Annotated in this window: 28 protein-coding genes, 1 tRNA gene and 1 other RNA gene; 9 read left to right on the top strand and 21 right to left on the bottom strand. The window is 47.0% G+C overall.

Annotation, left to right across the window (positions count from 1 at the left end):
• Positions 1-53: 53 nt before the first annotated feature.
• The 7 genes from ACFVS2_RS30480 to ACFVS2_RS30450 form a co-directional block, all read right to left on the bottom strand.
• Entirely contained in the window at positions 54-527 is a 474-nt protein-coding gene (locus ACFVS2_RS30480; protein ID WP_390240152.1) for an SRPBCC family protein, read from the bottom strand.
• Positions 528-679: 152 nt separating this feature from the next.
• Positions 680-1276: a recombination mediator RecR gene (gene recR, locus ACFVS2_RS30475; RefSeq protein WP_012683846.1), complete on the bottom strand. Its 597-nt coding sequence runs from the start codon at positions 1274-1276 to the stop codon at positions 680-682.
• A 28-nt stretch (positions 1277-1304) separates the two neighbouring features.
• Positions 1305-1616 (bottom strand): YbaB/EbfC family nucleoid-associated protein, encoded by a 312-nt coding sequence (locus tag ACFVS2_RS30470; RefSeq protein WP_039960469.1) that lies wholly within the window; start codon positions 1614-1616, stop codon positions 1305-1307.
• Between the two features lie 45 nt (positions 1617-1661).
• A complete protein-coding gene (gene dnaX, locus ACFVS2_RS30465; protein WP_390240149.1) occupies positions 1662-3368 on the bottom strand; it encodes a DNA polymerase III subunit gamma/tau in 1707 nt (568 codons plus the stop codon).
• Between the two features lie 141 nt (positions 3369-3509).
• On the bottom strand, positions 3510-4943 hold the full coding sequence (locus ACFVS2_RS30460) for a PAS domain-containing sensor histidine kinase (RefSeq protein ID WP_173620768.1): 1434 nt from the start codon (positions 4941-4943) through the stop codon (positions 3510-3512).
• Between the two features lie 230 nt (positions 4944-5173).
• An RNA gene (ffs, locus tag ACFVS2_RS30455) (signal recognition particle sRNA large type) lies at positions 5174-5438 on the bottom strand.
• A gap of 55 nt (positions 5439-5493) precedes the next feature.
• Entirely contained in the window at positions 5494-7254 is a 1761-nt protein-coding gene (locus tag ACFVS2_RS30450) for an HD domain-containing phosphohydrolase (protein WP_390240147.1), read from the bottom strand.
• Between the two features lie 214 nt (positions 7255-7468).
• On the opposite strand from ACFVS2_RS30450, the gene ACFVS2_RS30445 reads away from it, so the two are divergent.
• Positions 7469-8359, top strand: coding sequence for an EamA family transporter (locus ACFVS2_RS30445; protein ID WP_390240145.1), 891 nt, complete (start codon positions 7469-7471; stop codon positions 8357-8359).
• 124 nt (positions 8360-8483) lie between these two features.
• Here ACFVS2_RS30445 and ACFVS2_RS30440 read toward each other — a convergent pair whose 3' ends face one another.
• Both ACFVS2_RS30440 and ACFVS2_RS30435 read right to left on the bottom strand, forming a co-directional pair.
• Positions 8484-9143, bottom strand: a complete 660-nt coding sequence (locus ACFVS2_RS30440; RefSeq protein WP_173620771.1) for a DedA family protein — start codon at positions 9141-9143, stop codon at positions 8484-8486.
• A 12-nt stretch (positions 9144-9155) separates the two neighbouring features.
• Positions 9156-9755: a class I SAM-dependent methyltransferase gene (locus tag ACFVS2_RS30435; protein ID WP_390240143.1), complete on the bottom strand. Its 600-nt coding sequence runs from the start codon at positions 9753-9755 to the stop codon at positions 9156-9158.
• A 237-nt stretch (positions 9756-9992) separates the two neighbouring features.
• On the opposite strand from ACFVS2_RS30435, the gene ACFVS2_RS30430 reads away from it, so the two are divergent.
• Positions 9993-10301, top strand: a complete 309-nt coding sequence (locus ACFVS2_RS30430; protein WP_069852527.1) for a DUF4870 domain-containing protein — start codon at positions 9993-9995, stop codon at positions 10299-10301.
• Between the two features lie 78 nt (positions 10302-10379).
• Here ACFVS2_RS30430 and ACFVS2_RS30425 read toward each other — a convergent pair whose 3' ends face one another.
• From ACFVS2_RS30425 to ACFVS2_RS30390, 8 genes are all read right to left on the bottom strand, one after another.
• Positions 10380-11012 carry an NAD(P)-dependent oxidoreductase gene (locus ACFVS2_RS30425; protein WP_390240141.1) on the bottom strand — a complete coding sequence of 211 codons (633 nt, stop codon included), beginning with the start codon at positions 11010-11012 and terminating at the stop codon, positions 10380-10382.
• Positions 11013-11202: 190 nt separating this feature from the next.
• Positions 11203-11592 carry a rhodanese-like domain-containing protein gene (locus ACFVS2_RS30420; protein WP_390240139.1) on the bottom strand — a complete coding sequence of 130 codons (390 nt, stop codon included), beginning with the start codon at positions 11590-11592 and terminating at the stop codon, positions 11203-11205.
• Between the two features lie 24 nt (positions 11593-11616).
• Positions 11617-11883 (bottom strand): metal-sensitive transcriptional regulator, encoded by a 267-nt coding sequence (locus ACFVS2_RS30415; protein ID WP_173620775.1) that lies wholly within the window; start codon positions 11881-11883, stop codon positions 11617-11619.
• Between the two features lie 114 nt (positions 11884-11997).
• The gene (locus tag ACFVS2_RS30410) at positions 11998-12480 is read right to left on the bottom strand and encodes a DsrE/DsrF/DrsH-like family protein (protein ID WP_007719857.1); all 483 of its coding nucleotides are present in this window, start codon (positions 12478-12480) and stop codon (positions 11998-12000) included.
• 84 nt (positions 12481-12564) lie between these two features.
• Entirely contained in the window at positions 12565-13353 is a 789-nt protein-coding gene (locus ACFVS2_RS30405; RefSeq protein ID WP_390240137.1) for a sulfite exporter TauE/SafE family protein, read from the bottom strand.
• A 340-nt stretch (positions 13354-13693) separates the two neighbouring features.
• Positions 13694-13918 carry a sulfurtransferase TusA family protein gene (locus tag ACFVS2_RS30400; RefSeq protein ID WP_390240135.1) on the bottom strand — a complete coding sequence of 75 codons (225 nt, stop codon included), beginning with the start codon at positions 13916-13918 and terminating at the stop codon, positions 13694-13696.
• A 206-nt stretch (positions 13919-14124) separates the two neighbouring features.
• On the bottom strand, positions 14125-15276 hold the full coding sequence (locus ACFVS2_RS30395) for an MBL fold metallo-hydrolase (protein WP_390240133.1): 1152 nt from the start codon (positions 15274-15276) through the stop codon (positions 14125-14127).
• A 13-nt stretch (positions 15277-15289) separates the two neighbouring features.
• Positions 15290-15871 (bottom strand): sulfurtransferase TusA family protein, encoded by a 582-nt coding sequence (locus ACFVS2_RS30390; protein WP_390240131.1) that lies wholly within the window; start codon positions 15869-15871, stop codon positions 15290-15292.
• A gap of 175 nt (positions 15872-16046) precedes the next feature.
• Between ACFVS2_RS30390 and ACFVS2_RS30385 the strand changes: the two genes are divergently transcribed.
• The gene (locus ACFVS2_RS30385) at positions 16047-16475 is read left to right on the top strand and encodes a DUF4275 family protein (protein WP_390240129.1); all 429 of its coding nucleotides are present in this window, start codon (positions 16047-16049) and stop codon (positions 16473-16475) included.
• Between the two features lie 81 nt (positions 16476-16556).
• On the opposite strand, the gene ACFVS2_RS30380 is transcribed toward ACFVS2_RS30385, so the two are convergent.
• From ACFVS2_RS30380 to ACFVS2_RS30370, 3 genes are all read right to left on the bottom strand, one after another.
• Positions 16557-17864, bottom strand: coding sequence for a peptidoglycan D,D-transpeptidase FtsI family protein (locus ACFVS2_RS30380; protein ID WP_390240127.1), 1308 nt, complete (start codon positions 17862-17864; stop codon positions 16557-16559).
• The gene (locus ACFVS2_RS30375; RefSeq protein WP_390240125.1) at positions 17848-18378 is read right to left on the bottom strand and encodes an RNA polymerase sigma factor; all 531 of its coding nucleotides are present in this window, start codon (positions 18376-18378) and stop codon (positions 17848-17850) included. Before ACFVS2_RS30375 ends, ACFVS2_RS30380 begins: the two co-directional genes overlap by 17 nt.
• Positions 18379-18522: 144 nt before the next feature.
• A tRNA-Ser gene (locus ACFVS2_RS30370) sits at positions 18523-18611 on the bottom strand.
• Positions 18612-18770: 159 nt separating this feature from the next.
• Between ACFVS2_RS30370 and ACFVS2_RS30365 the strand changes: the two genes are divergently transcribed.
• Positions 18771-19490, top strand: a complete 720-nt coding sequence (locus ACFVS2_RS30365; RefSeq protein WP_173620783.1) for a pseudouridine synthase — start codon at positions 18771-18773, stop codon at positions 19488-19490.
• Positions 19491-19529: 39 nt separating this feature from the next.
• Here ACFVS2_RS30365 and tadA read toward each other — a convergent pair whose 3' ends face one another.
• Positions 19530-20012: a tRNA adenosine(34) deaminase TadA gene (gene tadA / locus ACFVS2_RS30360; RefSeq protein ID WP_390240123.1), complete on the bottom strand. Its 483-nt coding sequence runs from the start codon at positions 20010-20012 to the stop codon at positions 19530-19532.
• Positions 20013-20196: 184 nt separating this feature from the next.
• Between tadA and ACFVS2_RS30355 the strand changes: the two genes are divergently transcribed.
• The 5 genes from ACFVS2_RS30355 (at position 20197) to ptsP (ending at position 24584) form a co-directional block, all read left to right on the top strand.
• Positions 20197-20694 carry a ribonuclease H-like YkuK family protein gene (locus tag ACFVS2_RS30355; protein WP_007719824.1) on the top strand — a complete coding sequence of 166 codons (498 nt, stop codon included), beginning with the start codon at positions 20197-20199 and terminating at the stop codon, positions 20692-20694.
• A gap of 367 nt (positions 20695-21061) precedes the next feature.
• Positions 21062-21919, top strand: a complete 858-nt coding sequence (glcT, locus tag ACFVS2_RS30350; RefSeq protein WP_390240121.1) for a glucose PTS transporter transcription antiterminator GlcT — start codon at positions 21062-21064, stop codon at positions 21917-21919.
• A gap of 129 nt (positions 21920-22048) precedes the next feature.
• On the top strand, positions 22049-22546 hold the full coding sequence (locus ACFVS2_RS30345) for a PTS sugar transporter subunit IIA (protein ID WP_390240119.1): 498 nt from the start codon (positions 22049-22051) through the stop codon (positions 22544-22546).
• A gap of 30 nt (positions 22547-22576) precedes the next feature.
• The gene (locus ACFVS2_RS30340) at positions 22577-22843 is read left to right on the top strand and encodes an HPr family phosphocarrier protein (protein WP_144618346.1); all 267 of its coding nucleotides are present in this window, start codon (positions 22577-22579) and stop codon (positions 22841-22843) included.
• A 31-nt stretch (positions 22844-22874) separates the two neighbouring features.
• On the top strand, positions 22875-24584 hold the full coding sequence (gene ptsP / locus ACFVS2_RS30335; protein WP_390240117.1) for a phosphoenolpyruvate--protein phosphotransferase: 1710 nt from the start codon (positions 22875-22877) through the stop codon (positions 24582-24584).
• The last annotated feature ends 32 nt before the right edge of the window (positions 24585-24616 follow it).

Genomic DNA, 24616 nt, shown 5'->3' with positions numbered 1-24616 from the left:
ACGCTCCTATTTCACTGTATGTCTCGTCCATTCAAAAAAGTCCGGCATTTCTATCAGGATGGCAAAGCTTTTATCTGCACTTCTGCTACTTGCTTGAGATATTCATTGCGCGTCCGCAAAAACCGCGTCATATATGCCTCCAAAAACAACCAATCCGCGAGCTTCCCCAAAACACCCAGCGGAGATGTGTAGTCAAAAATATCGATCATCCTCGTCTGATTGTCCGTTATCGGAATGAACTCATGCGTGTGATGAAACCGTTTGAATGCGCCAGAAACCATCTCATCCACGAAATAGCGCGGTGCCTCCATCTCTGTGATTTTCACCGTCAAATTCTGCTTGATACCGAAGTGAATGGCTTCCCAAGTAACAGTCTCCCCCAGGTTTATCAGTCCGCTCGTTACTCCTCCAATCGCTCTTTCCTTCGTGCTGGCGGTCGATTCCATATGCAAATCAATGCTTCTGGCAGCATCGAAGCAGACCTGTCGCGGAGCATCTATCAAAAATTCCATACGAATAACCGGCATACTGTATCCTCCTCTCGAAACGAAAAAAAGACAGGCAGCCCCCGTCTTCTTTTCTATCTTTATCGTACTCTAGGATGATATTTAAAAAGTCGTCCTTTCAGCACCGAGAAAGTGGCGAGAACCTGAAGAAGGAGGAGCGGAGTGTAGGGGACCTACAGGTCGCGTCTGCCTTCCAATGCTTTGGTCAGCGTCACTTCATCGGCATACTCCAAATCTCCACCGACTGGCAAGCCGTGCGCGATACGCGTCACGCGAATACCAAAAGGTTTAATCAGCCGGGAAATGTACATCGCTGTTGCTTCCCCTTCGATATTCGGATTGGTCGCCAAAATGACTTCCTTCACCTGCTCGTCACCGAGGCGCTTTAACAGGTCAGGAATGCGAATATCCTCTGGACCGATCCCATCCATAGGAGAAATCGCCCCGTGCAAAACGTGATAATACCCTTCAAACTCTCTCGTCTTCTCCATCGCTACCACGTCTCGCGGCTCTTGCACCACACAGATGATCGAGCCGTCGCGACGTTTGTCCCGACAAATATGACATGGATCGAGATCGGTAATATTGTTGCAGACCGAGCAGTAATGAAGCTGACGCTTGGCATTGACCAATGCTTTTGCCAGATCAAGCACGTCGTCCTCTTTCATATTGAGCACAAAAAAGGCAAGCCGCCCAGCCGTTTTGGGACCGATGCCGGGCAATTTCATAAAACCATCAATGAGCTTTGAGACCGGTTCTGGATAAAACATCGCCTACTCCTCTTTTCCTGCCCAATTTTTAGAACAGGCCTGGGATGTTCATGCCTCCGGTATATTTACCCATTTCCTTGCCTACCATTTCATCTGCTTTGCGCAGTGCATCGTTCACAGCAGTGAGCACCAGGTCTTGCAGCATTTCTACATCTTCAGGGTCTACTACTTCTGGCTTGATCACGATGTCTTTGATTTGCTTATGTCCATCGACTTTCACCGTGATAGCACCGCCACCAGCAGAGCCTTCCACGATTTTCTCTTTCAAGCCTTCTTGCGCTTTTTGCATTTCTTCCTGCATTTTTTTCACTTGCTTCATCATTTGTTGCATTTGCTGCATGTTTTTCATTGAGGTATCCTCCCTAAATGGTTATGAGTGTATGATTTAATCTTTGACTTCAACAAGACCTTCTCCGACGAGCTTGATGGCTTCCGCCAAAAACGGGTCCTCTTCCGGCTCATCAGAAACGTCTTTTTGACCAACCTGCTGATCTACACTTTGCCACTCTTCCTCCATGACAGACAAGAGCTGCAGGGGCTTGCCCAGCACCGTAGACATAACGCGCTCGATCACGCTCCGAAGCTCTGCCTCCATCGTCTTATCGCAATGGATGGCACTGTTGAAGGTTACGACAACAGCTTCATTGCCGGCAGCTACCGGTTGACCATTAACTAACCAAGCCTGGTACTGAATCTTGATCTTTTTCAGTTCGGTCAAAATTTGACTCCACTGCCCGCGCACCTGTCTCGTCAAATTCTCATCCATGGCCTTCGCGACTTCCCTGACTCTATTCATCGGGGTTCGTGAACCACCAGAAGCCGCAGCTATGCGCCTTGGCTCGTTCTTGCGCGTTTCTTCGGCCTTTTGCTGGCCTGGAATACTCACCTGACCTTGCATCACTTGAACCAAACGCTCTTCCAAAACGCGGATGCGATTGGACATCGCGGTCAGTTCCTCGCTGTTAACGGGTGATGCTGCACCCATAGATTCCGTCGCATTTGCATTCGCATTAGGCTGGCACATTTTGGCAAGGGTCAGTTCAACCAGCACCCTTGCATAGGTCGACCATTTTAATTGCGACAAAGCCTGATTGCAGGTCTCAATCGCTGCGTAAAGCACTGGAAACGAGTACAGCTTTGCAACCTCTGCAAACTGATCATCAATCATGGTCCGCTCGACAATCTCTTCTAGCTGCGGCGCTGTCTTCAATAACAGCATATCGCGGTAATAGTAAAGGAAATCGTGCAGGAACTGCTCCGGGTCCTTCCCTTGCACCATGACTGTATCAAATTGCTCCATGACCTGCGCAACATCATTTTCGGCAATATGCCGCGCAAGCACAGAAAAGTAAGATTGGGCAACTGTGCCCGTAATCTGCATAATATCACTAGCACGAACCTCGTCCTTGCTATAGCTAATCGCTTGGTCCAACAAGCTAAGAGCATCACGGGCTCCACCTTCAGCCATCTTCGCTACGAGCTGCAGGGCCTGCTCCTCCACCTGCACCCCTTGTGATTGGCAAATCTTTTGCAAAAGATCGACCATCACTCTCAGTGGAATTCGGTGAAAATCAAAGCGCTGGCAACGAGAGATAATCGTCGCTGGCAGCTTGTGCGGCTCTGTCGTCGCCAAAATAAAAATGACGTGGGACGGCGGCTCTTCGAGGGTTTTTAACAAAGCGTTAAATGCCTCTGTCGTCAGCATATGCACCTCATCGATGATGTACACTTTATACCTGACGTCGCTTGGGGCAAATTTCACTTTGTCGCGAATGTCGCGGATCTCTTCAACACCACGGTTGGATGCCGCGTCGATTTCCAGCACATCCGTTACAGAACCGTTGGAGATGGCTCTACACGTATCGCATTGATTGCATGGCTCGCCATCTATGGGCTGCTCGCAGTTCACTGCTTTCGCCATAATTTTGGCTGCACTTGTTTTTCCCGTACCTCGGGGACCGTTGAATAAATAGGCATGGGACAGCCTATTTTCGCGTAAAGCATTACGCAAGGTTGTCGTAACATGCTCTTGTCCGACTACGTCTTGAAAAGTCTGCGGTCGGTATACGCGGTATAGCGCGGTATAAGCCATGTTCGTGTGACACTCCCCATCTGCACAGTCCTCTTCTATATCCTATTCAGTATACACGATTGCCACCGTTCGTACAAAGTGAACGGACATGTCTCACTTAAAAAACGCCCCGCTCACAATTGTGCGGGACGCATTCTACTCCTAATACGGCAGCATGATATGGAAGGTCGTCCCAAACCCTTTGGAGGAGACACGGATTTGACCGCCAATATCGTGAATGATTTTTTGGCAGACAGACAATCCGAGCCCTGTCCCTTCCTCTTTTGTCGTAAAAAACGGATCAAAAATCTTATCAATAATGTAAAGCGGAATGCCCGGACCTGTATCGTGGATATCGATACTCACTTTGTCGCCATCCTGATCGAAATGATGGGAAATCCGAAGCGACCCTTGCTCTCCCATTGCTTCTATTCCATTTTTGCAGATATTAATGAACACTTGCTTCAATAGCTCGTTATCCCCGACGACCATCGGAAGCTTGCCGCGAGAGGCAAACTGGACATCAATTCCGTACAGATTCGCCTGTGACTCGACGATCGGCAAAATTTCCTCAAAAACAGTATTTAAGTCGACCATGGAATATTGAATATTACGCGGCTTGCTCAACAGTAGGAATTCACTGACTAAAGAATTGATGCGATTGATTTCGGTGAGCATGATTTCGGTGTACGTTTTCTCCCTTTCCATGCCGCTGTCACCGAATAACCTGAGGAACATTTGCAGAAATCCTTTGATCGAGGTAAGTGGATTGCGAATCTCGTGTGCTGTACCAGCAGCAATTTGCCCGATCATCGCCAAGCGTTCATTCCGCTCGAGCTTTTGGGCGAAGGATCGCAGGTTTGTTATGTCTTTGAAAAGAATAAACGCCCCTACTATTTTCCCTGACTCGTCTTGGAGTGTATTTGCGTCGACAATCAGCTCATAGCGTTGATTGTCATTCGTCCAGGAAGTCGCGACATTTTGCAGCTTTACGCCTTCCAACAATTCTTTTTTAATGAACCGATGCGGTTCGGGGATGCCGCTAAATACTTGATCGACGTGTTTATTGATGACGTCCAGTCTCTCCATACCCAACAGCTTGCACGCCGTCTGACTGGCTTCAATAATGATCGATTTCTCGTCGAGGATAAACAAGCCCATGCTTGTATCATAGGTCAGTTTGGTCAGCAATCGTTGCGACAAGAGCTGGTCGCTTTCTTTTACGAGTTGGGGAAAATGGATCATGTACAGAAGTTCTTCTGCTTGTTGTGCCATGATCATGACAGATGTGTTCCTGCATCTCCCCTGTTTATCACACCATTCCAGTTCGACCTCGCCTTTGGTTCCCACTTCTTCTTCCTTTCGCAAATATTCCTCATACAGGTGCTCCATGGAACCTCGATGGGGAAGAAGAGAGCTGATAGGCGTATTGACAAGTTGATCGCGTGAATATCCGGTTACACGAAGCAGTTGTTCGTTGACCTCCACGATACTACCCGCTTGATTGACCAATAAAACGGCAGTAGGCAGTTGATGCATGAACCGCTGCAATCGACCGGACGAGCCAACGAGATGTAACGAAGAAAGTGCACTCATAGCTTGTCCCTCCTGGCCTATGACGTATTTTGAAAGGAAAGAAACGAAATCCTTTCCGCCTATTATGAAAATTCGTGAAAATGCTCGTAAAACCTTCATTCTATCCACCTGAAAAGCATGGAAATGTTTCGCTAGTTATCGTCAAATTCCAACAAAAAATAATTGGATCGCAAAATAAAAATAGCATGCTTCCCTTCGGAAACATGCTATCTGTACATGCGTGATAAGTACCGTGCACCTATCTTCGATAATTCTTATCCGAGCGTTACTTATGGTAGCAGCTCAGAGCAGGCTACCCTGCGGCACACGCGATGATCCACTTATGGCTGCTTCCTTCCGGACCTGACCAGGTTCATGGGTTCGCGTTGCACAGGACCCGCTCCTCAACACCGCCGCCATAAGGCAGCCTCACATAAGAAAACCTAGGATAGGAATTCAACCCTGCTATTGCGGATTGCAGGTTACAGGGCACCGCAACCTCCCCGTCTAGCACGGTAGAATTAGAATACCAAAGTTAGTAGCCGATAGCAAGGAGTAAACCTATCCAGCGCTAGGAAATCTCTCTATCCTTACTAACTCTTCCCTTACAATCAGCCGATTGTGTAATCTGAATAGCTCCATCCTCAAAGGCCTTCTTAAAAATCGAAACAATAGAGGGGTCGAACTGTGTTCCTTGGCATCGGAGAATTTCTTCGTACGCCTCTATTGCGGTCATGGCTTTGCGATAGGAACGTGTAGAAGTCATGGCATCAAACGTATCTGCGATGGCAAGAATACGCCCAATCAGCGGGATTTCTTCCCCATTGAGCTGATCAGGGTATCCTTTTCCATCCCATCGCTCATGATGATGCCTTACCCCTGGACTGATATGTGACAGGTTTTCTATTTGCTCTACAATTTCTCCACTGATGATGGAATGAGTTTTCATGCATTCATACTCGTCTGGCGATAGCTTTCCTGTTTTTAAAAGGACGTGATCAGGAATGGCTACTTTTCCGATATCATGCATTAAGCCAGCATAACGTAAATCATCTCGTGAAACTACAAGCTGTTCCTGCTGCTGTAAATAATCGTAAATGATAAGGGCATAGTGCGTAACTCGTTCTGTATGTCCTGCTGTATAAGGGTCCTTCATCTCTACCGCTAAATAAAAGCTGCGAACGATTTGATCCAGGCTCTGTTGCGAATACTCCCGCTCTCGGGTAATTAACGCATGCATCTGTTCTGCCATCGTGTTGAACTTATTCTCCAGTAGCGTTATTTCTTTCATACCATGTATCGGGACGCGTATGGAAAAATCACCTTTCAACAAGGAGTCCGTGGCGGATACCAAGCTATAGATCGGCTCACCAATCCATTTTGATAAACGATGAGCCACATAACAGGCAAATAACACAACGATAAAAAGGGTGAAACAAAAGATGAGGTTCAATCGTTGTAATCGTTCATTAATCCCCTCTCTCGGCAACCATTCAAAATAAGCACCACCGCTTTTTTCAGACACTTGACGGTATACGTAAATGTTTTTGCCTTGGATGAGCAAGGAAAAGAGTCCTTTTTCATTGGATTGTTCCCACTGCCTGCGTACCATTTCATAATGAGGAAGCGTCGAAACATGATTTCCAATCATAGCTTTATCGGTGTGAATCATAATCGTTCGGGAGGGGGAAAGGACCATCATGCCATACTCTTTTGGAACGACATAGGTACGGATCCAGTCAGTCAGTTTATCCAGATTGATTTCCACCAATAAAAGTCCCGTAGCTTTTGGATTCGAACTCTCCAGGCGCTTCTCGAGAAAAAATGATCTTGGGTGCTTCTCTTGCTCCCTTTTGGTAAGAAAATCTACCCTGTTTTCTCCGGTTCCCCATTGCTCTCGTTCCATAAATTGATTATCCGCACTCCAACTCTTATCTTCGTGCAAGGAGAAAACTCTTCCATCCTCACCGAGAAAAACAATATTTCCTACTACATTTTGGTTGCGGGAGAAACGCTCGAATAGATTTTGGACTTGTTCCTCCGATGTCCATTCACGCCTGAAGCCATTCTTTTTCCCTTCGACAAAAGATGGTTCCTCTGTGATACGCACGGCCAGTCTATTCGCCAATTCATCGGTATCCTTTTGGATAGACTGAAAAAGGGACAAAAGCCGTTCATCGACGAGCCCTATATTCGCATCCATGTTCGTCTTGTACAGTTCAAACACTGCCTCTTTGGCTTGATCATAAAAAAGGAAGCAAACAAGCATAGTCGGCCCTAGAATTAACAATAAAAATGTGGAAAATAATCGATCCCTCCACTTCAGGTACACAAGCCTCCCCCTTTTATCTAACCTGTTCACCAAACCAATAGCTACACCATTTATAGTGGGCACGATTATATAGTGTCACTTCACTATTTCCCGCTGGGATCAAACGTAAACCTTTGTTCGAACCAAAAATGGAATCTTCTTCATCCATAGACAAACGGACGCTGTCGTAATATCCTAGCTAAGAATTATTATCGTATGTGAGGAGATGCATCAGATGAGATACATCCTCCTGGTTTTTCTCGGAGCATGTAGTTACGGCATATTATCAACCATCGTCAAGCTTGCCTACAAGCAAGGCTATTCGCCCGCAGAGGTAATTGGTGGGCAAATGTTTCTGGGCTTTGTGCTGACCTGGATACCCGCTCTTTTCTTCCTACGGACCAAGCCTCCCCTTCGCCAGTTGCTATTATTGGTCGCCGTAGGTCTGACTGTCGGTTCCACGGGAATTATGTACTACAATGCCCTGCAATATATCCCTGCCTCAATCGCCATCGTCCTTTTGTTTCAATTCACATGGATGGGCGTACTGGTCGAAGCTGTGATGACTCGCCGAATGCCTGGAAAGGAGACGATTTTTTCCCTCCTATTGCTGCTGACAGGGACCCTTCTTGCAGGAGGAATTTTTGAGAGCGGCGGATTAGCCCAATTCCATATCCTCGGTGTTGTCTTCGGTCTTCTCTCAGCCGTTTCTTTTACGTTGTTTATTTTGTTCAGCGGAAAAATCGCCATTGCTGTTAATCCGTGGGTTCGTAGTTCCAGCATGGCGACTGGCTCTTTTCTGTTGGCCAGCCTGATTTACCCACCCGTTTTTCTATTTAACGGAGCATTGCTGGACGGGTTGTTTCCGTACGTATTTTTGCTCGCCTTCTTCGGTATTTTGATCCCGACGGTTTTTTTCAATTATGGAATGCCCCATATAGGACCGGGGATGGGCGCTATATTAGGAGCAGCTGAGCTACCTATGGCTGTGCTCTCCTCCTATATCATTCTGAATGAATCTGTCTCTATGCTCCAAGTGAGCGGTGTCGTGATCATCTTACTCGGAATCATCTTGCCGGAATGGCTGCGCCAGCGAAACATTCGAAGAAACAAGGCTACCTCATAAATCGTTGTCCAAAGCCCATCCATTGTGCCACTACCGCACATAAGGACGGGTTTTTTTATGATAAAAAACAAAAAACCTCTGCTCCACGCAGAGGGTTGTTGACTTCGTCATTATTACATTCGGGTTACTCTTGTCGATCACGATCGATCATCAGAGGTTGTGGCGCAGCTGCGATGCTTTTTTGTTTTCTCCAAACGGTAAATCCATAATAAGCAGCAGCAATGAGAACCAGTGCACCTAAGACAGAGAAAATCACGGTTCGATTGTTCAATAAGGCCACATAGGAAGTAAGCATCTCCACCTTATTTCCCATGAAATGACCGAGCAAAAACAAGATCAGCGTCCATACAAAGCCGGTTGTATACGAAAACAGGGCGTACCGTGGAAACGTCATTTTCCCGATCCCGACCAAGTAAGGAACCACATGCCTGACGACAGGAAAGAAATAGCTGATACATAGGGCGTAGCTTCCGTAACGATCGAGAAGCGACTGCGCTTGATCTACGTATTTGTTCATTCCTTTTTTTCGACTAATCCAGTTCAGTGCAGGTGCACCTAGCCATCTCCCGAGCACATATCCCAATGACAGCCCCGAAACCACACCCAAATAGGTCGCAATAAATGCAGGAATAACATGCAGAAGTCCCATCGAGGTCAGCACTCCTGCAGACAGCACGATCACCTCATCAGGAATCGGCATACCAACAATCCCTAGCCATAACATAAAGAAAAGAGCAAAATAGCCAAACTGACCCACAGACTCGGACAGCATATCGACAATCATTTAGAAATCCTCCTAGCCGACACCCTTGCCATCATCCTTCCGACAAATGTAGACGAAGGCAGGTGGCAGATTCAATGGAACCATCTTCACCGATACTTGCTCAAATACAGAGGAAAGCTGCTTTTTCATTTGCAGCGAATATTGAAAGGCGACAAATACTCCGCCTGGTTTTAGCGCATGATATACCTGATCCATAATTTGATCACGCAGCTCTTGTGGGAAGTTGGCAAATGGCAGTCCCGACAAAATACAGTCGGCTTTACCCAATCCCGCTTCCGAAAGAACCCGATTCAAATCTACTGCATCTTCGTGGAATCGTACATCGGGAAATAGTGGTTCCAACCTTTTGCGCATCTTGGTCTCCTTTTCAAAGGATACCAGTACGGCTTCCGGTTTTTTCTTTTGCTCGATCCACTTCGTAAAAATCCCCGTTCCTGCTCCTAATTCCACAATTGTATGTGCGTGCTCCCAGTCGATGGGCGCAACCATTTGTTTACAAAGCGCACGGGAGCTAGGAGTAATACTGCCTACCTGGCCAGGTGACCGCAAAAAATTATAGAAGAACATCATCCGATCCTTCATGCTGGCTGGATGATGACAATCGATCATCATGTCTATATGCTCCCTTCTCACTTCTTGCTTATCCATTATCATATCCAAAAAACATTACGAATTATCTACCAAAAACGAAAGATTTTCTTACTACTATAACAGTAAACGAATGGAAATAAAAATTCCTCCGTCTATAGTCGGAGTAAATAATCACGCTCATGATGGTTTTTCGAGCTGTTTCCATACGGTACAATGACAGTAGATCAAGTTTTACATCTAATCAAGGAGGACTTATTTATGGATTATAAAGGTGTAAAAGTCATAACGCACGCTAGCACATTTTTTGCACCGATCCTTGTGCCCATTCTTGTCTGGCTGCTCGTACAAAATCGTGACGCCAAAAATATGGCGCTGCAAGCTTTGTTTTTCCACATCATTATGACGGTGCTCATCGCTATTTCTTGGTTCTTCACTTTCTTGTTGATTGGGATTCCGTTCCTGATTGTGTTTGGACTGATGGCGATCTACTACCCGATCAAAGGTATCATTTATTCCTTAAATGGACGCCCGTTTTCCTACCCATTCGTCGGTGGGATTGGTAGATAATCTCGATACACAACAAAGACCAGCTATCCTTTAGTAGGAAGCTGGTCTTTTTGTTAAGGAGCCCAATTCGAATCGAGATTAGGAGCCTACTGTGAAGCGCTCATTGCGATGCTTCGGATTTTCGATTTCATCAAGCATGGCTACAGCATAATCGGCATAGCTCACATAGCTTTGTCCGCTAGCGTTCACTAACAGATGATCTTTTCCGAGTCGGTACGCGCCTGTTCTCTCCCCTGCTGGGTCAAAAAAGGCAGATGGACTCATATACGTCCATTGAATGCCGTTTGACTCTTCCAATACACGCAAGTACTCTCCATGCTTTTGCGCAGTTGCCAAGTAAGCCTTAGGGAAATCAGGAGTTTCTACGAGGCGCAGTGTTTTGGCTTCGTCTACAAACAGACTGCCTGCACCACCTACAGCGAGCAAACGTGTAGAAGGAGCACCCTTCAACGCCTCAATCAAAGCCTTCCCTGATTCTACGTGCAGATGTTCTTGACCTGCTGGTGCGCCAAAGGCATTCACGACTACGTCAAAGCCGTTCAAATCTGCTGCTGTCAGGTCAAACACATCTTTCTGAATCACAGCTACGTCGGCTTGCTCAATTTTGGATGCATCACGTACAATCGCTGTCACTTGATGACCACGATCCAACGCCTCTTTCATAATCACCTTACCTGCTTTACCGCTTGCTGCTACAATTGCAATCTTCATAATGATATTCCCTCCGTTTTGTATGTTGTAGATGTAACCGAATTAGTTACAACTCTCTCGAAAATAATAGGCGTTACCGCATCGCCTTGTTGTAATCATTTTAGTTACAACGAAACAAAATGTCAACCCTGTTTTTTCATCGCATAAAAAAAAGCACCCGGGTATTCACACGTACACCAGGTGCTAGCTGTTACTTCTTTTTCGTCGAACCATTCCAGGTAATGAATCCGCCTTGCAGATGAGCCATCTGAGGAATGCCGTGTTTCTTTAAAATTTTTGCTGCCTGCTTACTTCGCATCCCGCTCCGGCAGTATAGCAATATATCGTTCTTGCTGGAAATTTCTTTTGCACGATGGTCGAGCTGAGACAAAGGGATGTTCACTGCTGATGGAATATGACCCGCTTTATATTCGTGCGGTTCACGTACGTCGATGAGCAGCACCCTGCTTTTTTGGTTGACCCGTTCCTTGAACTGATCTGACTTGAGATTTTCCAATCCTTTCACAGGAACGAAGCGAGAGATGACATACCAAATAATTACCGCATAGGCGATCAGCAAAAGAATCGTAGTGAAACTCATAGGAAGCTCCTCTCCAAAATCGGTTTAACGGCTCTTGACCAAAAGCTCTACGGCTTCTTTCACTAGCTTGCTCGTGTCTCCTCCAGCAGCCTGCTCTTCTAACAAACAGCGTTGCAGGTTTTCCGCTACAATCTGGGCAATCGCCTTGTCTGAAGCGTTGCGAACGGCCGAGAGCTGCGCTACTACGTCTTTGCAGTTTTTCTGCTCGTCCATCATTTTCAGCACTCCGCCAACCTGTCCCTGGATTCGGCGTAAACGTCTTTTGATATCGTCACTGTAGTTGTAATCCATATGAATTCCTCCTGTTTCACGACAAGGCATACGTATCAATCTTGGAACAACCTTACATACAGGTATCTTATGCGAAATACAGGTAATGTCAAGCGAGCGCCTACGCGGGCTGTTTTAAATAAATAGGTTTACTTTTGCCTGTGTCGCATCCCCCAAATAAGCGGCTACACCTGCATACTCCATTCCGTCGAGCAATTCCTCCTGTTTGAGACCGAGCAAGTCCATCGTCATCGTACAAGCGACCAACTTTACTCCCTGCTCCTGAGCCAACTCGATTAGTTGTGGAAGCGTCAGGGCATTGTGTTTTTTCATGACATGCTTGATCATCTCTGGCCCCATGCCCATCATGTTCATTTTAGACAGTCCAAGCTTCTTGGCGCCTCTTGGCATCATCCAACCGAATGCTTTTTCAAGCCACCCCTTTTCTACCTTCACGATCTCGTCCTTGCGCATGGTATTCAGTCCCCAGAAGGTGAAGAAAATCGTGACATCATGATCATAGGCCGCCGCTCCGTTCGCAATAATAAAGGCTGCAATCGCTTTATCCAAGTCACCGCTGAACAACACAATCGTCGTTTTTTCTTTTTGTTTTTCCATGTAAGAACACTCCTTCAAAATACTTATACTTGTATAGGTATAAAAATAAGCGAAAGAAACTTTTGCAACGAAAAGCATCTTTCCTTATAGAATGTCACTCCAAATCTTGATAGCCGTTCCACTGATCAGCACAATCAGGCCATAACGCAAATATTTCACATCGCTCTTGGCGCTGACCATACTGCCCACCGGCGCCCCCAAAACACTTCCGATGACCGTATACAAAACGGGCAAGAGCGGAATTTGCCCACCCGACAGCTTCCCAATCACACCACCTATTGCGGAGATGAATACAATGGCCAAAGATGAGGCAATCGTCACGCGCGTAGGTATTTTCAACACAGTCAGCATGATCGGAATGAGGATGAACGCTCCCCCTGCACCGACAATCCCGGATACGATTCCCACAGCAAATGCAGCACCAGAAGCAATGAAGCGGTTATATGTGACTTCCCCTGCTGCCGCTTCTGTTCCCCTATTTTTCACGAGCATCAAAATCACGGCGATGATCGCCAGTATCCCGTATACCAAATTGATGCTTTCATTCGACAAGTATTGGGAGAGAGCCGCACCAATCAGGCTTCCCGCCAAGATGCTTACCCCCATATCTCTGACGAGTCCTTTATGAATCAGGGGCGAGTTATTCCCGTTTCTTTTGCGGAAAGCCAGTACGCCAGACAGCGACGCGAAAAATACTTGAAACATCGATATCACCGAGACTTCCTGGGCGGAAAACTGCGCCACACCTAGTGCCGGTGGTATAAACAGAAGCATCGGATAGCTGATGATCGCTCCGCCAATCCCGAGCAATCCGGAAAAAAAGGAGCCGACAAAACCGAGAGAGACCATGAGCAGAAGCAGTAAAACGTCCATATATCCTCCTCGCATTCCTACCTAACACATCGGAATGCTCAACCCTCTTTTCAAATGAACGATCTTCAAGTAAAATTAATCCCAAGTAAATAACTATGAATAAGGTGATTTAAATGGTTCGTTTTTTCAAATCCATTTTTCAGCATCGGTGCCCCACCTGCCAAGAACCTTTGCGCTCACACAAAAATGCCTTGTTCAGTGAAAAACAATGCCCTAATGGCCACTACAAAGAAGAAATCTATACGCACCTTGGCGTACGTATCGTTTATGAAAATCAGGAGTAAGCGAGCACTACACGAACCGTTAGTGGCTTCATCCAATAGTGCTCGCTTCTGCCTCCCTACAGCTTTTTCACTAAAAATTTGTACACACCGTTCTCAACCTCATGGGAAACCAGCTCATTCCTTGTTTGCTTGACCCATGCGGTGAAATCGTTCAGAGAGCCTTTATCCGTCGAGAGTACCTCCATGGTTTGACCGGATTGCATTCCGTCCATTGCTTTTTTTGCTTTGACGATCGGCATCGGGCATGCCAGACCTTTTGTATCTACCATAATATCCGCCATGTTTTCATTCCTCCTGTTATATAAATGAGTGTTCAAAAAGTCGGCTTTTCAGCACCGAGAAAGTGGCGAAAACCTGAAAAAGGAGGAGCGGAGTGTAGGGGACCTACATGAGCACCGGACTTTGAAGGTGAACGCCAATTTCGATGCCGATTCAACTTTCAGGACTACTTCGTGATCAAAAGACGATTTTTTGAACTACCTCTCCGTTATTTATCGTGAATGGCGCAGCGATTTGGCCCTACTTCCATCTCTTGTTGTCCCTCTTCGCTCGGTTTTAATTTCCCCATGTTCACTTGACGAATTTCTTGATACGCATTCGGTTGCGGCGGTAAATGATGCGTAACGATATGCCGGAATTCACTTTCATCCGCAATCGTTAGCCCTGGATTGTTGCGATACAAGTCACCCAAATGGGCAGATACGACACCCATTGGACCAAGCTCCTTGTAGCTGCCAAAATGAGCAGGTAACACGACTAAATGCTCGGGAAGTTCTTTATATCGATTATACAAGGTGTTATGCAGGTCTCCCACCCAATCTTCTGCTTTCCCAGTTAAATCCGGGCGTCCGATCGAAGCTACGAACAGACTGTCTCCCGTGAGAAAATACGTATCATCGACAATCAATGACGTACTCCCGATGGTATGTCCGGGGGAATAGATCGGCAGGATCGCAATTTTGGTTGCACCCACCTGAATTTCCTGCCCTTCCTCTAGCTTACGATAGGAATACGTAACTTCTTCCGCATCTTTTTCTGGAAGCCAATACGATGCATCGAGCCGATCTGCCAGCTTCTTTCCACCGGAAATATGGTCCGCATGCAGATGCGTATCGATGGTGTGCTTGATCGTCCATTGATGCTTTGCTGCAAATGCTTCGTACACATCCGTCATCCGCAATGTATCGACGACTGCCGCCTCCCCCCCTGATACGATCATGTAAGACAAGCAGCCTTTTCCAATGCGGACAAACTGATAAATCGCACCGCCATCACGGAGGTCTCCCACCTTCACTGGCTCCAGATGCTCACTCCACGCCTTCATGCCTCCTTGCAGGTAAGAAACATCGGCAAAGCCCGCTTCTGCTAGCATCTCTGCGACAAAAATGGACGAGCCCTCTTTTGCACAGACGACCAACACCTTCTGTTTCACAGGGATTTTATCAAGAACAGCCTCCACCCCATCCAGCAAATCAAAGTAAGGGATGTTCATGCTCACTACTCGATGCCCTTCGATTTGCCAAGCCTCGTAATCGCTCGTATTGCGAACGTCGAGAATAAATAATTCCTCCTGCGCAAAGAGAAGCTGCGTTAGCTCGTGTGCTGTCATTGCCTTCACGCTTGTTTGTTGTTCCATCATCTTTCTCTCCCCCTTATTGTTTTTCTACCGGGCCATTCCAGCCGGACATACCCGGTACTACATTGGTGATTTTGGTAAAACCTTTTTCGGCCAGCAACTGGCAAGCCATGTCGCTGCGTTTGCCGGATCGGCAGATGATATAGATGTCGTCATCGGGCTGTAACTCATCCAAGCGCTGCTCTAATACTCCCAGGGGTATTGAAATGGCTATAGGAATGCGGTGAAAAGCGAATTCTGCCGGTTCCCGCACATCAATGAGCGTTAGCTTCTCGTTGGCTTCCAGCTTTTTTTGTAGTTCTTCATTAGAAATGGTCCGCAGGAAGTTCGTCTCCTCCTTCACCTCATGGGTACTCGCTTTTCGCAGGAAATGCTTCCATACTTCCCCCTCCTGAATCGTGCCCAAAAATTCATGACCCGTATTGTTTGCCCAGCTCTTCAGGTCAGCCACTGACCCTTTATCCGTCGCCTGTACCTCCATCACTTGACCCGGTAACATCTCTTCCATCGCTTTTTTTGTGCGTACGACAGGCATTGGACATGCCAAGCCTTTGCAATCTAACGTTTTATCAGCAGAAAAATTCGATTGTACGGACATGTTGTCTACCTCCTAGGTTTTGAGTGAAAATGTGATCGATCAACTTTATACGTATACCCCTATGGGTATTATAATATGTGCCCAGTATTTCTTTGTCAATAGGCGCGACGTGACCGACCCACTCTTTCATACGTATTTTCTTAGAGATGAACTTGTACCAACATGGAGGCGCCCAATGAAACTAGCTGATCGGATGAAGGAGAAGAACACGAAGACAACGGAGCTGTCTATTTGGGGACCGTACTTACGGGAAGAATGGGAGAAGCATTTTGCGGGCCATCTGACCGAAGAAGATAAAGAGAGGATTTTTCTCAAAAATAAAGACGGCTACCAGGGGTATCTGTGGCATTTATTCAGCAATAAGCTGAGAGATTGTCTTGAACGCGAGGAAGCGGATGAAGCCTTTCAGCAAGTTGCCCATGAGTCGTACTATGTGTTTTACCAGCTTTCCAACGAAGTGTTGATCTTGGAAAATGCTTCGGCGTTTTCTGTCGCGGACTTGGAAAAGGAATACGATGTGTACGTCGTGGATAAGGATTTTACGTGGACGTATGTGAAGACCCATGAAACTGGGTGGTGTGGACCTTATTTTTGTAGGAAGTAGCATGGGGAAAACAAAGAGAGGAAGCATTCGGATACCTTTAGGGGTATGCCGCTATGCTTCCTTTTTTGATGGATGGGTTGATTATCGTTCTTGTAGATACTGCAAACTGTTTTCCATGATTTCTTTGAAAGGGGGAGCAACAATTTCTTTCCCCCATAATCTTACCCAGAGGTCTGTATTCGGGTTATCAACAGCTATGTAAACCAATAGCTTTGGATCATCACTTGGTGCAAATCCGATAAACGAATACGTATATTTTCCTTCGATGAAGTTTCCTTGCTGGTCGCGTTTCTCTGCTATCCCTGTTCGCCCAGCAACTGAATGTTCTTTTATTGAAAAGGCTGTACTTGAGCCCGGACGGTTGTTTACTACAGCTTCTAGAACCTCTCGAACCTGTTTGGCTGTTTCCTCTGATATGACTCGACGCCCTTTGTCGATAGGATTGCTTTCCTCCTTCGTGCCATGTGGTTTCATCAACTCACCACCGTTGGCAATGGCTCCGACAGCAGCTACTTGTTGAACCGCAGAGGCAGAGCCAGCAAGTCCATAGGCTGCCATTGCCTTATCATAAGGAGTATTCATTGTTGGTATCTTTCCAGACTGTTCATTTAATTGTTCGGTGCCCGTTTTCGCTCCAAAACCGAACCGTTCAAAATATTGCTGCAACGAGTCCTCTGGTATCTGTTCACTGAGCTTGGCAAAAGCGACATGGGAAGAACGTTGGATACCTTCTAAATAACTTATTTTTCCCCATCCTATACCATTATTGTCGTCTTTTACAAACTGATCTGGGGTAATCTCGTAGGTTCCGGAGTCGTAAATCTCGTTGTCATTATACTTCCCCTCTTCGATAGCAGCCGCCAACGTCACGATCGGAAATGCGACCACAGGATCGGGTATTGCCCTGACTATGTGTGGAACCCGGTCAGTTGGTCTTTTCAGATTCCCCATCCCAAGAATTTCTCCGGTATTTGGATCGGTAACGATTACCGTCATATTTTCGGGCTGATAGGCTTTGCCGGTCTTATGTATCGCTTCTTCTACATACTCCTGAATTTGTGAATCGAGGGTCAGAACAATATCTGCTTGGGATGTCGTTTCAGCGGCTTGTGCCTTTTGACTCTCCTCTTTATTCATCTGTTGTGCGCTCGGCACGGATGAGGTTACCTCCAAAGGCATCCACTGATAAGCGATAAACAATAAAGCAAATGAAGCAGCAACGCCCCCAATGACCTTGGCATATTTTTTGCGCTTTTTCATTTGTACGAACAGCTCCCTTTCTCGACGGATATGACTCGCGATTTCACGTCGTTTGTCCTCGTCCATCTGAAGCGACGGAAATGCTTGCAGCACTGTGCTTATCTCTTTTTCTTTAAAAGATGGCGTCATGTAGATTGACCTCCCTGCCGCTATTGCCCATTTGTTTTTGCAATTCCTTGATAGCTCGATGGAGCGTCGTGCTTACTTTTGCTTCACTCCAGCCCAAGATTTCTGCTGTCTCTGCTGTAGATACTCCCTCGATCAACCGGAGGATTAGAACTTCCCGATACGTGCCTTTCAAGTGATTCATCGCTTCATAAACTTCCTGCAATTGTTCCTTTAACACCAATGCCTTCTCAGGTGTACGCTCTTTGGAAGTGAGGAGTCGGAGGACGTTTTCGGGGAACCAATCCATCATTTTTTGCTTTCGCCTATAATCGATCGCTGCATGGCGCGCGATGGTCAGAAGCCATGTCTTGGGCTGTGCCCTTCCTTCGTAACTTGATAAGGCTCTTAGCGCCTTCGTAAAAACTTCCTGGACTAAATCCTCTACATCTCTACGTCCGGTAAAATACGCGAGGTAATTGTAAATATCATGGCCGTATTGCTGGAACCATCGCTCTATTCGATCATCGGAATCCATTCGTACGCTCCTTTTTATGGGTTTGTACCTTATTAGACGCAAAAATGAGATTTGCTTACAGTTTTTGTGATATAAAAAAATGAAGCATACTTCTGCCTCACTGGCAAAAATATGCTTCATTCTCTTCGATCCGAAAAATCTAAGCGGAGAGAGTGGGATTCGAACCCACGCACGCCTCACGACGCCTAACGCATTTCGAGTGCGTCCCCTTATGACCACTTGGGTATCTCTCCATATTTGGTTTGTCAGAAACATTATCTACTATAGCAAAATACAGTCAAAAATGCAAGACTCATTCCTCTGCATCCCCCTTGATTTGCGCGGCTCATTAGGCCAAACTAATAACAGCACACACGATTGGTATCCGATCAGAAGAAAAGCGAGGAACATATATGAAACGTGAACGTTTGGACAAGGTGCTGGCCAATATGGCAATCGGCACACGCAAGGAAGTGAAAGCATTAGTGAAACAGCGACTGATCGTCGTGGACGGCGTTGTCGCAACAGACCCTGGGATGCATGTCATTGCCGAGGAACAGGAAATTCTTGTGGATGGAGAACCACTTAACTTTAAGCGCTGGGTATACGTTTTGCTGAACAAGCCGCCTGGAGTGGTTTCTGCTACAGAGGACAATGTTCATGAAACCGTAGTGGACTTGCTCCCGTACGAGTGGGCTATCAAGGTGCATCCGGTTGGCCGACTGGATATTGATACAGAGGGCCTCTTGCTCTTGACCAATGATGGTCAGCTCTCCCATAGCCTCTTGTCTCCGAAAAAGAAAGTGGACAAGGAGTACTTTGCACATATCGATGGCCGGGTCACTGAGCACCATGTACAGGAGTTCGCCAAAGGTGTGGAATTAGAGGACTTTACTACACTGCCAGCCAAGCTGGAGATTATCTCTTCGGGAGAAACATCAGAGATTCGTGTCACCATCATGGAAGGAAAGTTCCATCAGGTAAAGCGGATGTTTGCTGCTTTCGACCTGCAGGTCACCTATCTGCAACGGATTCGTATGGGCCCGCTTCACCTTGACCCGTCGCTTGCCCCTGGTGAGTATCGCGAACTGACTGAAGAAGAGCTGCACATGCTGCAAAACGTAAACAAATAAAAACCGCCTGCATGCAGACGGTTTGTCCAGACAGCCCGGTCATTCCTGTACCGGCTGTCTTTTTTTTCGCAATCCACGAAAGAAGTCCTTGAGCATCTGCCCGCATTCCTCTGCAAGCACACCCTCTATGACTGGTACCTGATGATTGAAGCGCGGTTCCGCGAGCAGGTTCATTAATGTCCCGGCACAGCCCGCCTTCGGATCGCGAGCGCCATAAACGACCTGTTCGATGCGGCTTTGAACGATTGCACCTGCACACATTGGACACGGCTCCAACGTCACGTACAGCGTACATCCGATCAATCGCCATCCACCCAAGCGTTCACTTGCCTCCCGTATCGCGATCAATTCCGCGTGCAAGGTAGGGTCTTTTTGTGTTTCACGCAAGTTGTAGCCGCGACCTACGATTTCCCCGTCGCGCACGATGACCGCACCGATCGGAACTTCGCCAATCGCAGCGGCTTTCCGGGCCTCTTCCATGGCTTGTTTCATATAATAATCATGTTCATTTGTTTGTATCACGTTTCCCTAAAGCTCCTTCAAAAACAGTCTTTCGTCCCGAACAAACGGACCATTTTACCCAAAAAAGTTGATTCAAGAAGTTTTTGTTCCTACCCTTTCACATACTATCTGAGAGATTACATACATTAATGATGTAAGGAAGAAGTATGCAAATCTTTGTTAGCCTCTTTCTGGAGGGATGTGAGTGGGCTTAACCTCTGCAAATACGTTATTTGATCGCTTTCACAGTCCGACTAGAGGTCTACTGGCAAAAGAAGAAGTGTTTTCCCACATCGAACATACCATCTCATCAATAGATGGTCCATTTGAAATTATTGTGGGGGCCGACTCTCAATTAAAAAGCCGCGGGACTTTTTTTGCCCTTGTTATCACAGTGATTCGTCCCGGCCATGGGGGTACCTTCTTTTATCACAAATTTCAGGAACGCCGGTATTCATCCTTGCAACAGCGTATATTTCAGGAAGCGATGTACGCAGTCGGACTTGCCACAGAAGTACGCCAATATTTGCGGGACCACCACTTAGATACTCCCATCCGCCTGCATTTTGATATCGGTACGAATGGCCCTACCCGTAAGTTTATCCAGTCTTTGTTGAGCTTAGCAGAAACCAACCACTTTCGTGCCGAAATCAAACCGAACTCCTTCTGTGCATCTACGATTGCCGACAAGTACACCAAGTAACAAAACAGGCGGATTGCTATGAGGCGTCCGCTTGGCTTTGTTTTGCCCTTATCCTGATGGTTCAAACAATTCGGGACAGGCTCTTGCATCTCCTGCCCACCGTGTTTCTTCACGTAAACAGGGTGATTGACAATGTACGAGACGTGAGCTATTATAAGCTTTAATTGAAGCGTTTTCACAAGGCGTGTTACTGGTAATGCAGGCATGAGCCGAGAAGATCTTTTTCTTGTTAAAAAGGTTTTTTCGGCTCTTTTTTCTGATTAACGTCATGGTTCGTCGGCGTTTTTCATTAAATTGGATGTGACCGCTTGCGGTAAGCAAATACGGTCATGGACCGTTTTTGTCTATCAAAAGGTGGTGGAATGGATTGTCCCGTGAAAAGGAAAAAACGTACGCAATTACGCGTGTGTTGAACCATAACGTCGTACTCGTGGAAGAACCCGGACCCGGACAAGAAATTGTCCTGTTCGGAAAAGGAATCGGATTTGGCGCAAAACCCGGGAATACCATCCCCGCCCATGACTCGCGAGTGGAAAAGCGCTTCAGGCTCGAAAATGAAAATCATCAGAAGCAGTATCAGAACATCTTGAGCCAAGTAGATCCTGCTGTCGTAGGAATTGCGGAAGAAATCATCGCTCTCATTGCGATAGAGATTACGCCAGAATTGAACGAACACGTCCACGTTGCCTTGCCTGACCATATCCAGTTTGCGATCTATCGGCTCAATAACGGCATGGAGATCGTGAATCCGTTCTTGTTCGAAATCCAGACGCTGTACACGAAGGAGTACGCGCTGGCGAATCGGGCAGCGGATATGATCAAAAACGCATTCGACCTGGACATTCCAGATAGTGAAATCGGATTTCTGGCCTTGCACATTCACTCCGCGATCAGCTACGTCCCAGTAAAAAAGGCTGTCCAATTCACCAACATCATCACGGAGTTGGTAAGCCTGATTGAAGAGCGAACAGCCATTACGATTGAACGCAGTACCATTGATTACGTTCGCCTCATTACCCATTTGCGCTTTGCCGTTGAGCGCATCCGTCAACAAAAATTCATCAAGAACCCGCTTCTGGACCGAGTCAAAATCACTATGCCAGAAGCCTATCAATTGGCAACAGAGCTGGCTCAATACATCTCCACCCGTCTCGAGATCGCTGTACCAGAAGACGAGGTTGGTTACATGGCTCTGCACCTTTATCGCTTATTACAACAAAATTAAATCATAATCCTGCGTGTTACTAGCTCGACTAGGCATGAGCGGTGAGATCATACGGACATAGTAAGTATGTCGTCGTATGAATTCAACCGTCTCATGCCTTTTTTGGTTCAGACGCAAAAGGAGGATACTATGCTACGCAGTCTTTTTTCCCGGAAAAAACAACAACAAGAGGTAACCTTTCTTGCACCATTAACAGGTACCGTACTCCCCCTGTCCGAAGTTCCTGATCCTGTATTTGCAGGTAAAGTCGTCGGTGATGGTGTAGCGATTTTGCCAAGTGGAGATACTCTCGTCTCCCCTGTCGATGGAAAGGTAACACATCTTTTCCCTACTCATCATGCTATCGGGCTGTCGACTGAAAGTGGTCTTGAGATATTGATGCATATCGGAATTGATACTGTGAAATTAAACGGGAAAGGCTTTACCCCGTTTGTCTCGGTTGGCGATCAAGTGAAAGCTGGCGACAAGCTCATCCAATTCGACAAGAGTGTACTGGAGGATGCGGGTTGTCCAATCGTAACACCGATCGTTATTACAAACGGTGATCGGGTTGCTGAACAAAATGTGGTGGCAAAAGCAACTGTGCAAGCAGGCCAAGAGCCACTTATGACTGTCGTCTTAAAATAAAGCGAAGCGCATGGTTGAAGGAGGTACAACATGGTTCAATTTGAAGTAACCGTCAATGTAGAGGGTGGGCTCCACGCGAGGCCAGCAGCTCTACTCGTGAATTGTTCGTCGCAATCTCAGTCAAAGATTACGCTGAGCAAAGGGACAAAACACGCAGATGGCAAAAGCATTCTCGGCATCATGACGTTGGGTGTCTCCCAAGGCGACACCCTGACCGTTCAGATCGACGGAACGGATGAACAAAACGTAGCCACTGCGATTCAGCAGCTATTGGAGCAATCCTCGTCAAACATATAGTGTAAACGACGGACAGGAAGGTGAAGGATGTATGTTAAAAGGAATCCCGGTATCCGCTGGCATTTCGATAGCCCCTGTTTTACGACTCACACACGAAACAGCCATCACGCAGGCCGAGTCCACCACTCCAGTGGATACGACTCAGGAGTTAGGACTACTTAACAAGAGCGTAGAGCAAGCACGCGAACAACTGGAAAAGCTAAGAGAACAGACAGAGGAACAATTAGGCTCGGAAAAAGCGGCCATCCTCTCTGCTCATATTGCCTTTTTGGATGACCCGGCATTTGTTGGGGAGATGAGTGCGCTCATCGAAAATCAACAACTGGTGGCATCTGCCGCCGTCTCGCAAGTAGCCGATCAGTTCATTGCTCTCTTTGAGAGTATGGACGATGCTTACATGAAAGAGCGCGCGGATGATATTCGTGATGTGAGCCGCCGTCTGATTCGAAATATTTCGGGCGGTGACACCGTCATCTCCTACCCGGAAGAGCCTTTTATTCTGGTTGCATGGGACGTCACCCCATCCGAAACGCTTCAACTTCCGCTCCAACATGTCCGAGGAATTGTCACGGCAAAAGGCGGCGCTACCTCTCATGCAGCCATATTGGCACGCTCTCTCGGAATTCCCGCTGTCATGGGTGCAGGCGATACCTTAATGGAAAAAGTAGACTCCGGAAGTTTGCTGATCATCGACGGAACCTCTGGACATCTGATTGTTTCGCCTGATGCGGATACACTGGCTGCCTATCAGGAAAAGGCCGCGCAGGAAGAAAAGGAACGCCAATTGTACGAAGCCATTAAAGAACTGCCTGCCGAAACAACCGATGGCCACCGCGTTCACCTGATGGCAAACATGGCTGTGCCAGAAGAATCAGATGCGCTGATCGCATCTGGTGTAGAAGGAATCGGTTTGTTCCGCTCCGAGTTTTTGTTCATGGATCGCAGCACCCTTCCCGATGAAGCCGAACAATTTGCTGCATACAAGCACGTAGCCGCTGCTTTTGGCGACAAGCCGGTCATCATTCGCACCTTGGATGTTGGCGGCGACAAGCATTTGCCAGCACTCGCGCTTCCACAGGAGGAAAACCCGTTCCTTGGTTTCCGCGCCATGCGGATCTCGTTAGCCAGACCAGAATTGTTCCTGGTGCAATTACGTGCTCTCTTACGTGCTAGTGCATTTGGTCGCCTGCTGATCATGTTCCCGATGATTTCCCATCTGGAGCAGCTGCGTGAAGCCAAACGATTACTGGAGCAAGCGAAAGCAGAACTGCGGGCAGAAGGAATCGCTTTTGACGAGAAGATCGCAGTAGGCATGATGATGGAGATTCCGGGTGCCTGCCTGCAAGCAGATGCGTTTGCGAAAGAGGTAGATTTTTTCAGCATCGGCACGAATGATCTCGTTCAATATACCCTGGCTGTAGACCGGATGAATGCCAATATCGCCGATCTGTACAGCTACTACCATCCGGCCGTATTACGATTGATTTCCCAAGTCATCGAAGCTTCCCATAGGGCGGGCATTTGGACTGGGCTGTGTGGGGAAATGGCGGGAGATCCGTTAGCTACCAAGCTCTTGCTCGGATTGGGACTCGATGAGTTCAGCGGTGCCGCTTCGGTCATGCCAAAAGTCAAAGAACGTATCCGCTCCACCAGCATAGACGAAGCGAAACAACTGGCCGAGCACGTTCTTACACTCTCTACTGTAGACGAGGTCGTTCAATATCTGAAAGACAAAGCCTAATAAAAGGTTTTGTCACCTGAGTACCGAAAGCG

The organism is Brevibacillus sp. NPDC058079 (assembly GCF_042885155.1).
Taxonomy (GTDB): Bacteria; Bacillota; Bacilli; order Brevibacillales; family Brevibacillaceae; genus Brevibacillus.
The sequence above is the reverse complement of the archived record's forward strand: the minus strand, read 5'-3'. Positions and strand labels throughout refer to the sequence as shown.

Excerpts from the sequence above, each read along its gene's own strand:
- ACFVS2_RS30480 (WP_390240152.1), bottom strand. The coding sequence starts at position 527 with ATGCCGGTTATTCGTATGGAATTTTTGATAGATGCTCCGCGACAGGTC.
- recR (WP_012683846.1), bottom strand. The coding sequence starts at position 1,276 with ATGTTTTATCCAGAACCGGTCTCAAAGCTCATTGATGGTTTTATGAAA.
- ACFVS2_RS30470 (WP_039960469.1), bottom strand. The coding sequence starts at position 1,616 with ATGCAGCAAATGCAACAAATGATGAAGCAAGTGAAAAAAATGCAGGAA.
- dnaX (WP_390240149.1), bottom strand. The coding sequence starts at position 3,368 with ATGGCTTATACCGCGCTATACCGCGTATACCGACCGCAGACTTTTCAA.
- ACFVS2_RS30460 (WP_173620768.1), bottom strand. The coding sequence starts at position 4,943 with ATGAGTGCACTTTCTTCGTTACATCTCGTTGGCTCGTCCGGTCGATTG.
- ACFVS2_RS30445 (WP_390240145.1), top strand. The coding sequence starts at position 7,469 with ATGAGATACATCCTCCTGGTTTTTCTCGGAGCATGTAGTTACGGCATA.
- ACFVS2_RS30440 (WP_173620771.1), bottom strand. The coding sequence starts at position 9,143 with ATGATTGTCGATATGCTGTCCGAGTCTGTGGGTCAGTTTGGCTATTTT.
- ACFVS2_RS30435 (WP_390240143.1), bottom strand. The coding sequence starts at position 9,755 with ATGATGATCGATTGTCATCATCCAGCCAGCATGAAGGATCGGATGATG.
- ACFVS2_RS30430 (WP_069852527.1), top strand. The coding sequence starts at position 9,993 with ATGGATTATAAAGGTGTAAAAGTCATAACGCACGCTAGCACATTTTTT.
- ACFVS2_RS30425 (WP_390240141.1), bottom strand. The coding sequence starts at position 11,012 with ATGAAGATTGCAATTGTAGCAGCAAGCGGTAAAGCAGGTAAGGTGATT.
- ACFVS2_RS30420 (WP_390240139.1), bottom strand. The coding sequence starts at position 11,592 with ATGAGTTTCACTACGATTCTTTTGCTGATCGCCTATGCGGTAATTATT.
- ACFVS2_RS30415 (WP_173620775.1), bottom strand. The coding sequence starts at position 11,883 with ATGGATTACAACTACAGTGACGATATCAAAAGACGTTTACGCCGAATC.
- ACFVS2_RS30410 (WP_007719857.1), bottom strand. The coding sequence starts at position 12,480 with ATGGAAAAACAAAAAGAAAAAACGACGATTGTGTTGTTCAGCGGTGAC.
- ACFVS2_RS30405 (WP_390240137.1), bottom strand. The coding sequence starts at position 13,353 with ATGGACGTTTTACTGCTTCTGCTCATGGTCTCTCTCGGTTTTGTCGGC.
- ACFVS2_RS30400 (WP_390240135.1), bottom strand. The coding sequence starts at position 13,918 with ATGGCGGATATTATGGTAGATACAAAAGGTCTGGCATGCCCGATGCCG.
- ACFVS2_RS30395 (WP_390240133.1), bottom strand. The coding sequence starts at position 15,276 with ATGATGGAACAACAAACAAGCGTGAAGGCAATGACAGCACACGAGCTA.
- ACFVS2_RS30390 (WP_390240131.1), bottom strand. The coding sequence starts at position 15,871 with ATGTCCGTACAATCGAATTTTTCTGCTGATAAAACGTTAGATTGCAAA.
- ACFVS2_RS30385 (WP_390240129.1), top strand. The coding sequence starts at position 16,047 with ATGAAACTAGCTGATCGGATGAAGGAGAAGAACACGAAGACAACGGAG.
- ACFVS2_RS30380 (WP_390240127.1), bottom strand. The coding sequence starts at position 17,864 with ATGACGCCATCTTTTAAAGAAAAAGAGATAAGCACAGTGCTGCAAGCA.
- ACFVS2_RS30375 (WP_390240125.1), bottom strand. The coding sequence starts at position 18,378 with ATGGATTCCGATGATCGAATAGAGCGATGGTTCCAGCAATACGGCCAT.
- ACFVS2_RS30365 (WP_173620783.1), top strand. The coding sequence starts at position 18,771 with ATGAAACGTGAACGTTTGGACAAGGTGCTGGCCAATATGGCAATCGGC.
- ACFVS2_RS30345 (WP_390240119.1), top strand. The coding sequence starts at position 22,049 with ATGCTACGCAGTCTTTTTTCCCGGAAAAAACAACAACAAGAGGTAACC.
- ACFVS2_RS30340 (WP_144618346.1), top strand. The coding sequence starts at position 22,577 with ATGGTTCAATTTGAAGTAACCGTCAATGTAGAGGGTGGGCTCCACGCG.
- ptsP (WP_390240117.1), top strand. The coding sequence starts at position 22,875 with ATGTTAAAAGGAATCCCGGTATCCGCTGGCATTTCGATAGCCCCTGTT.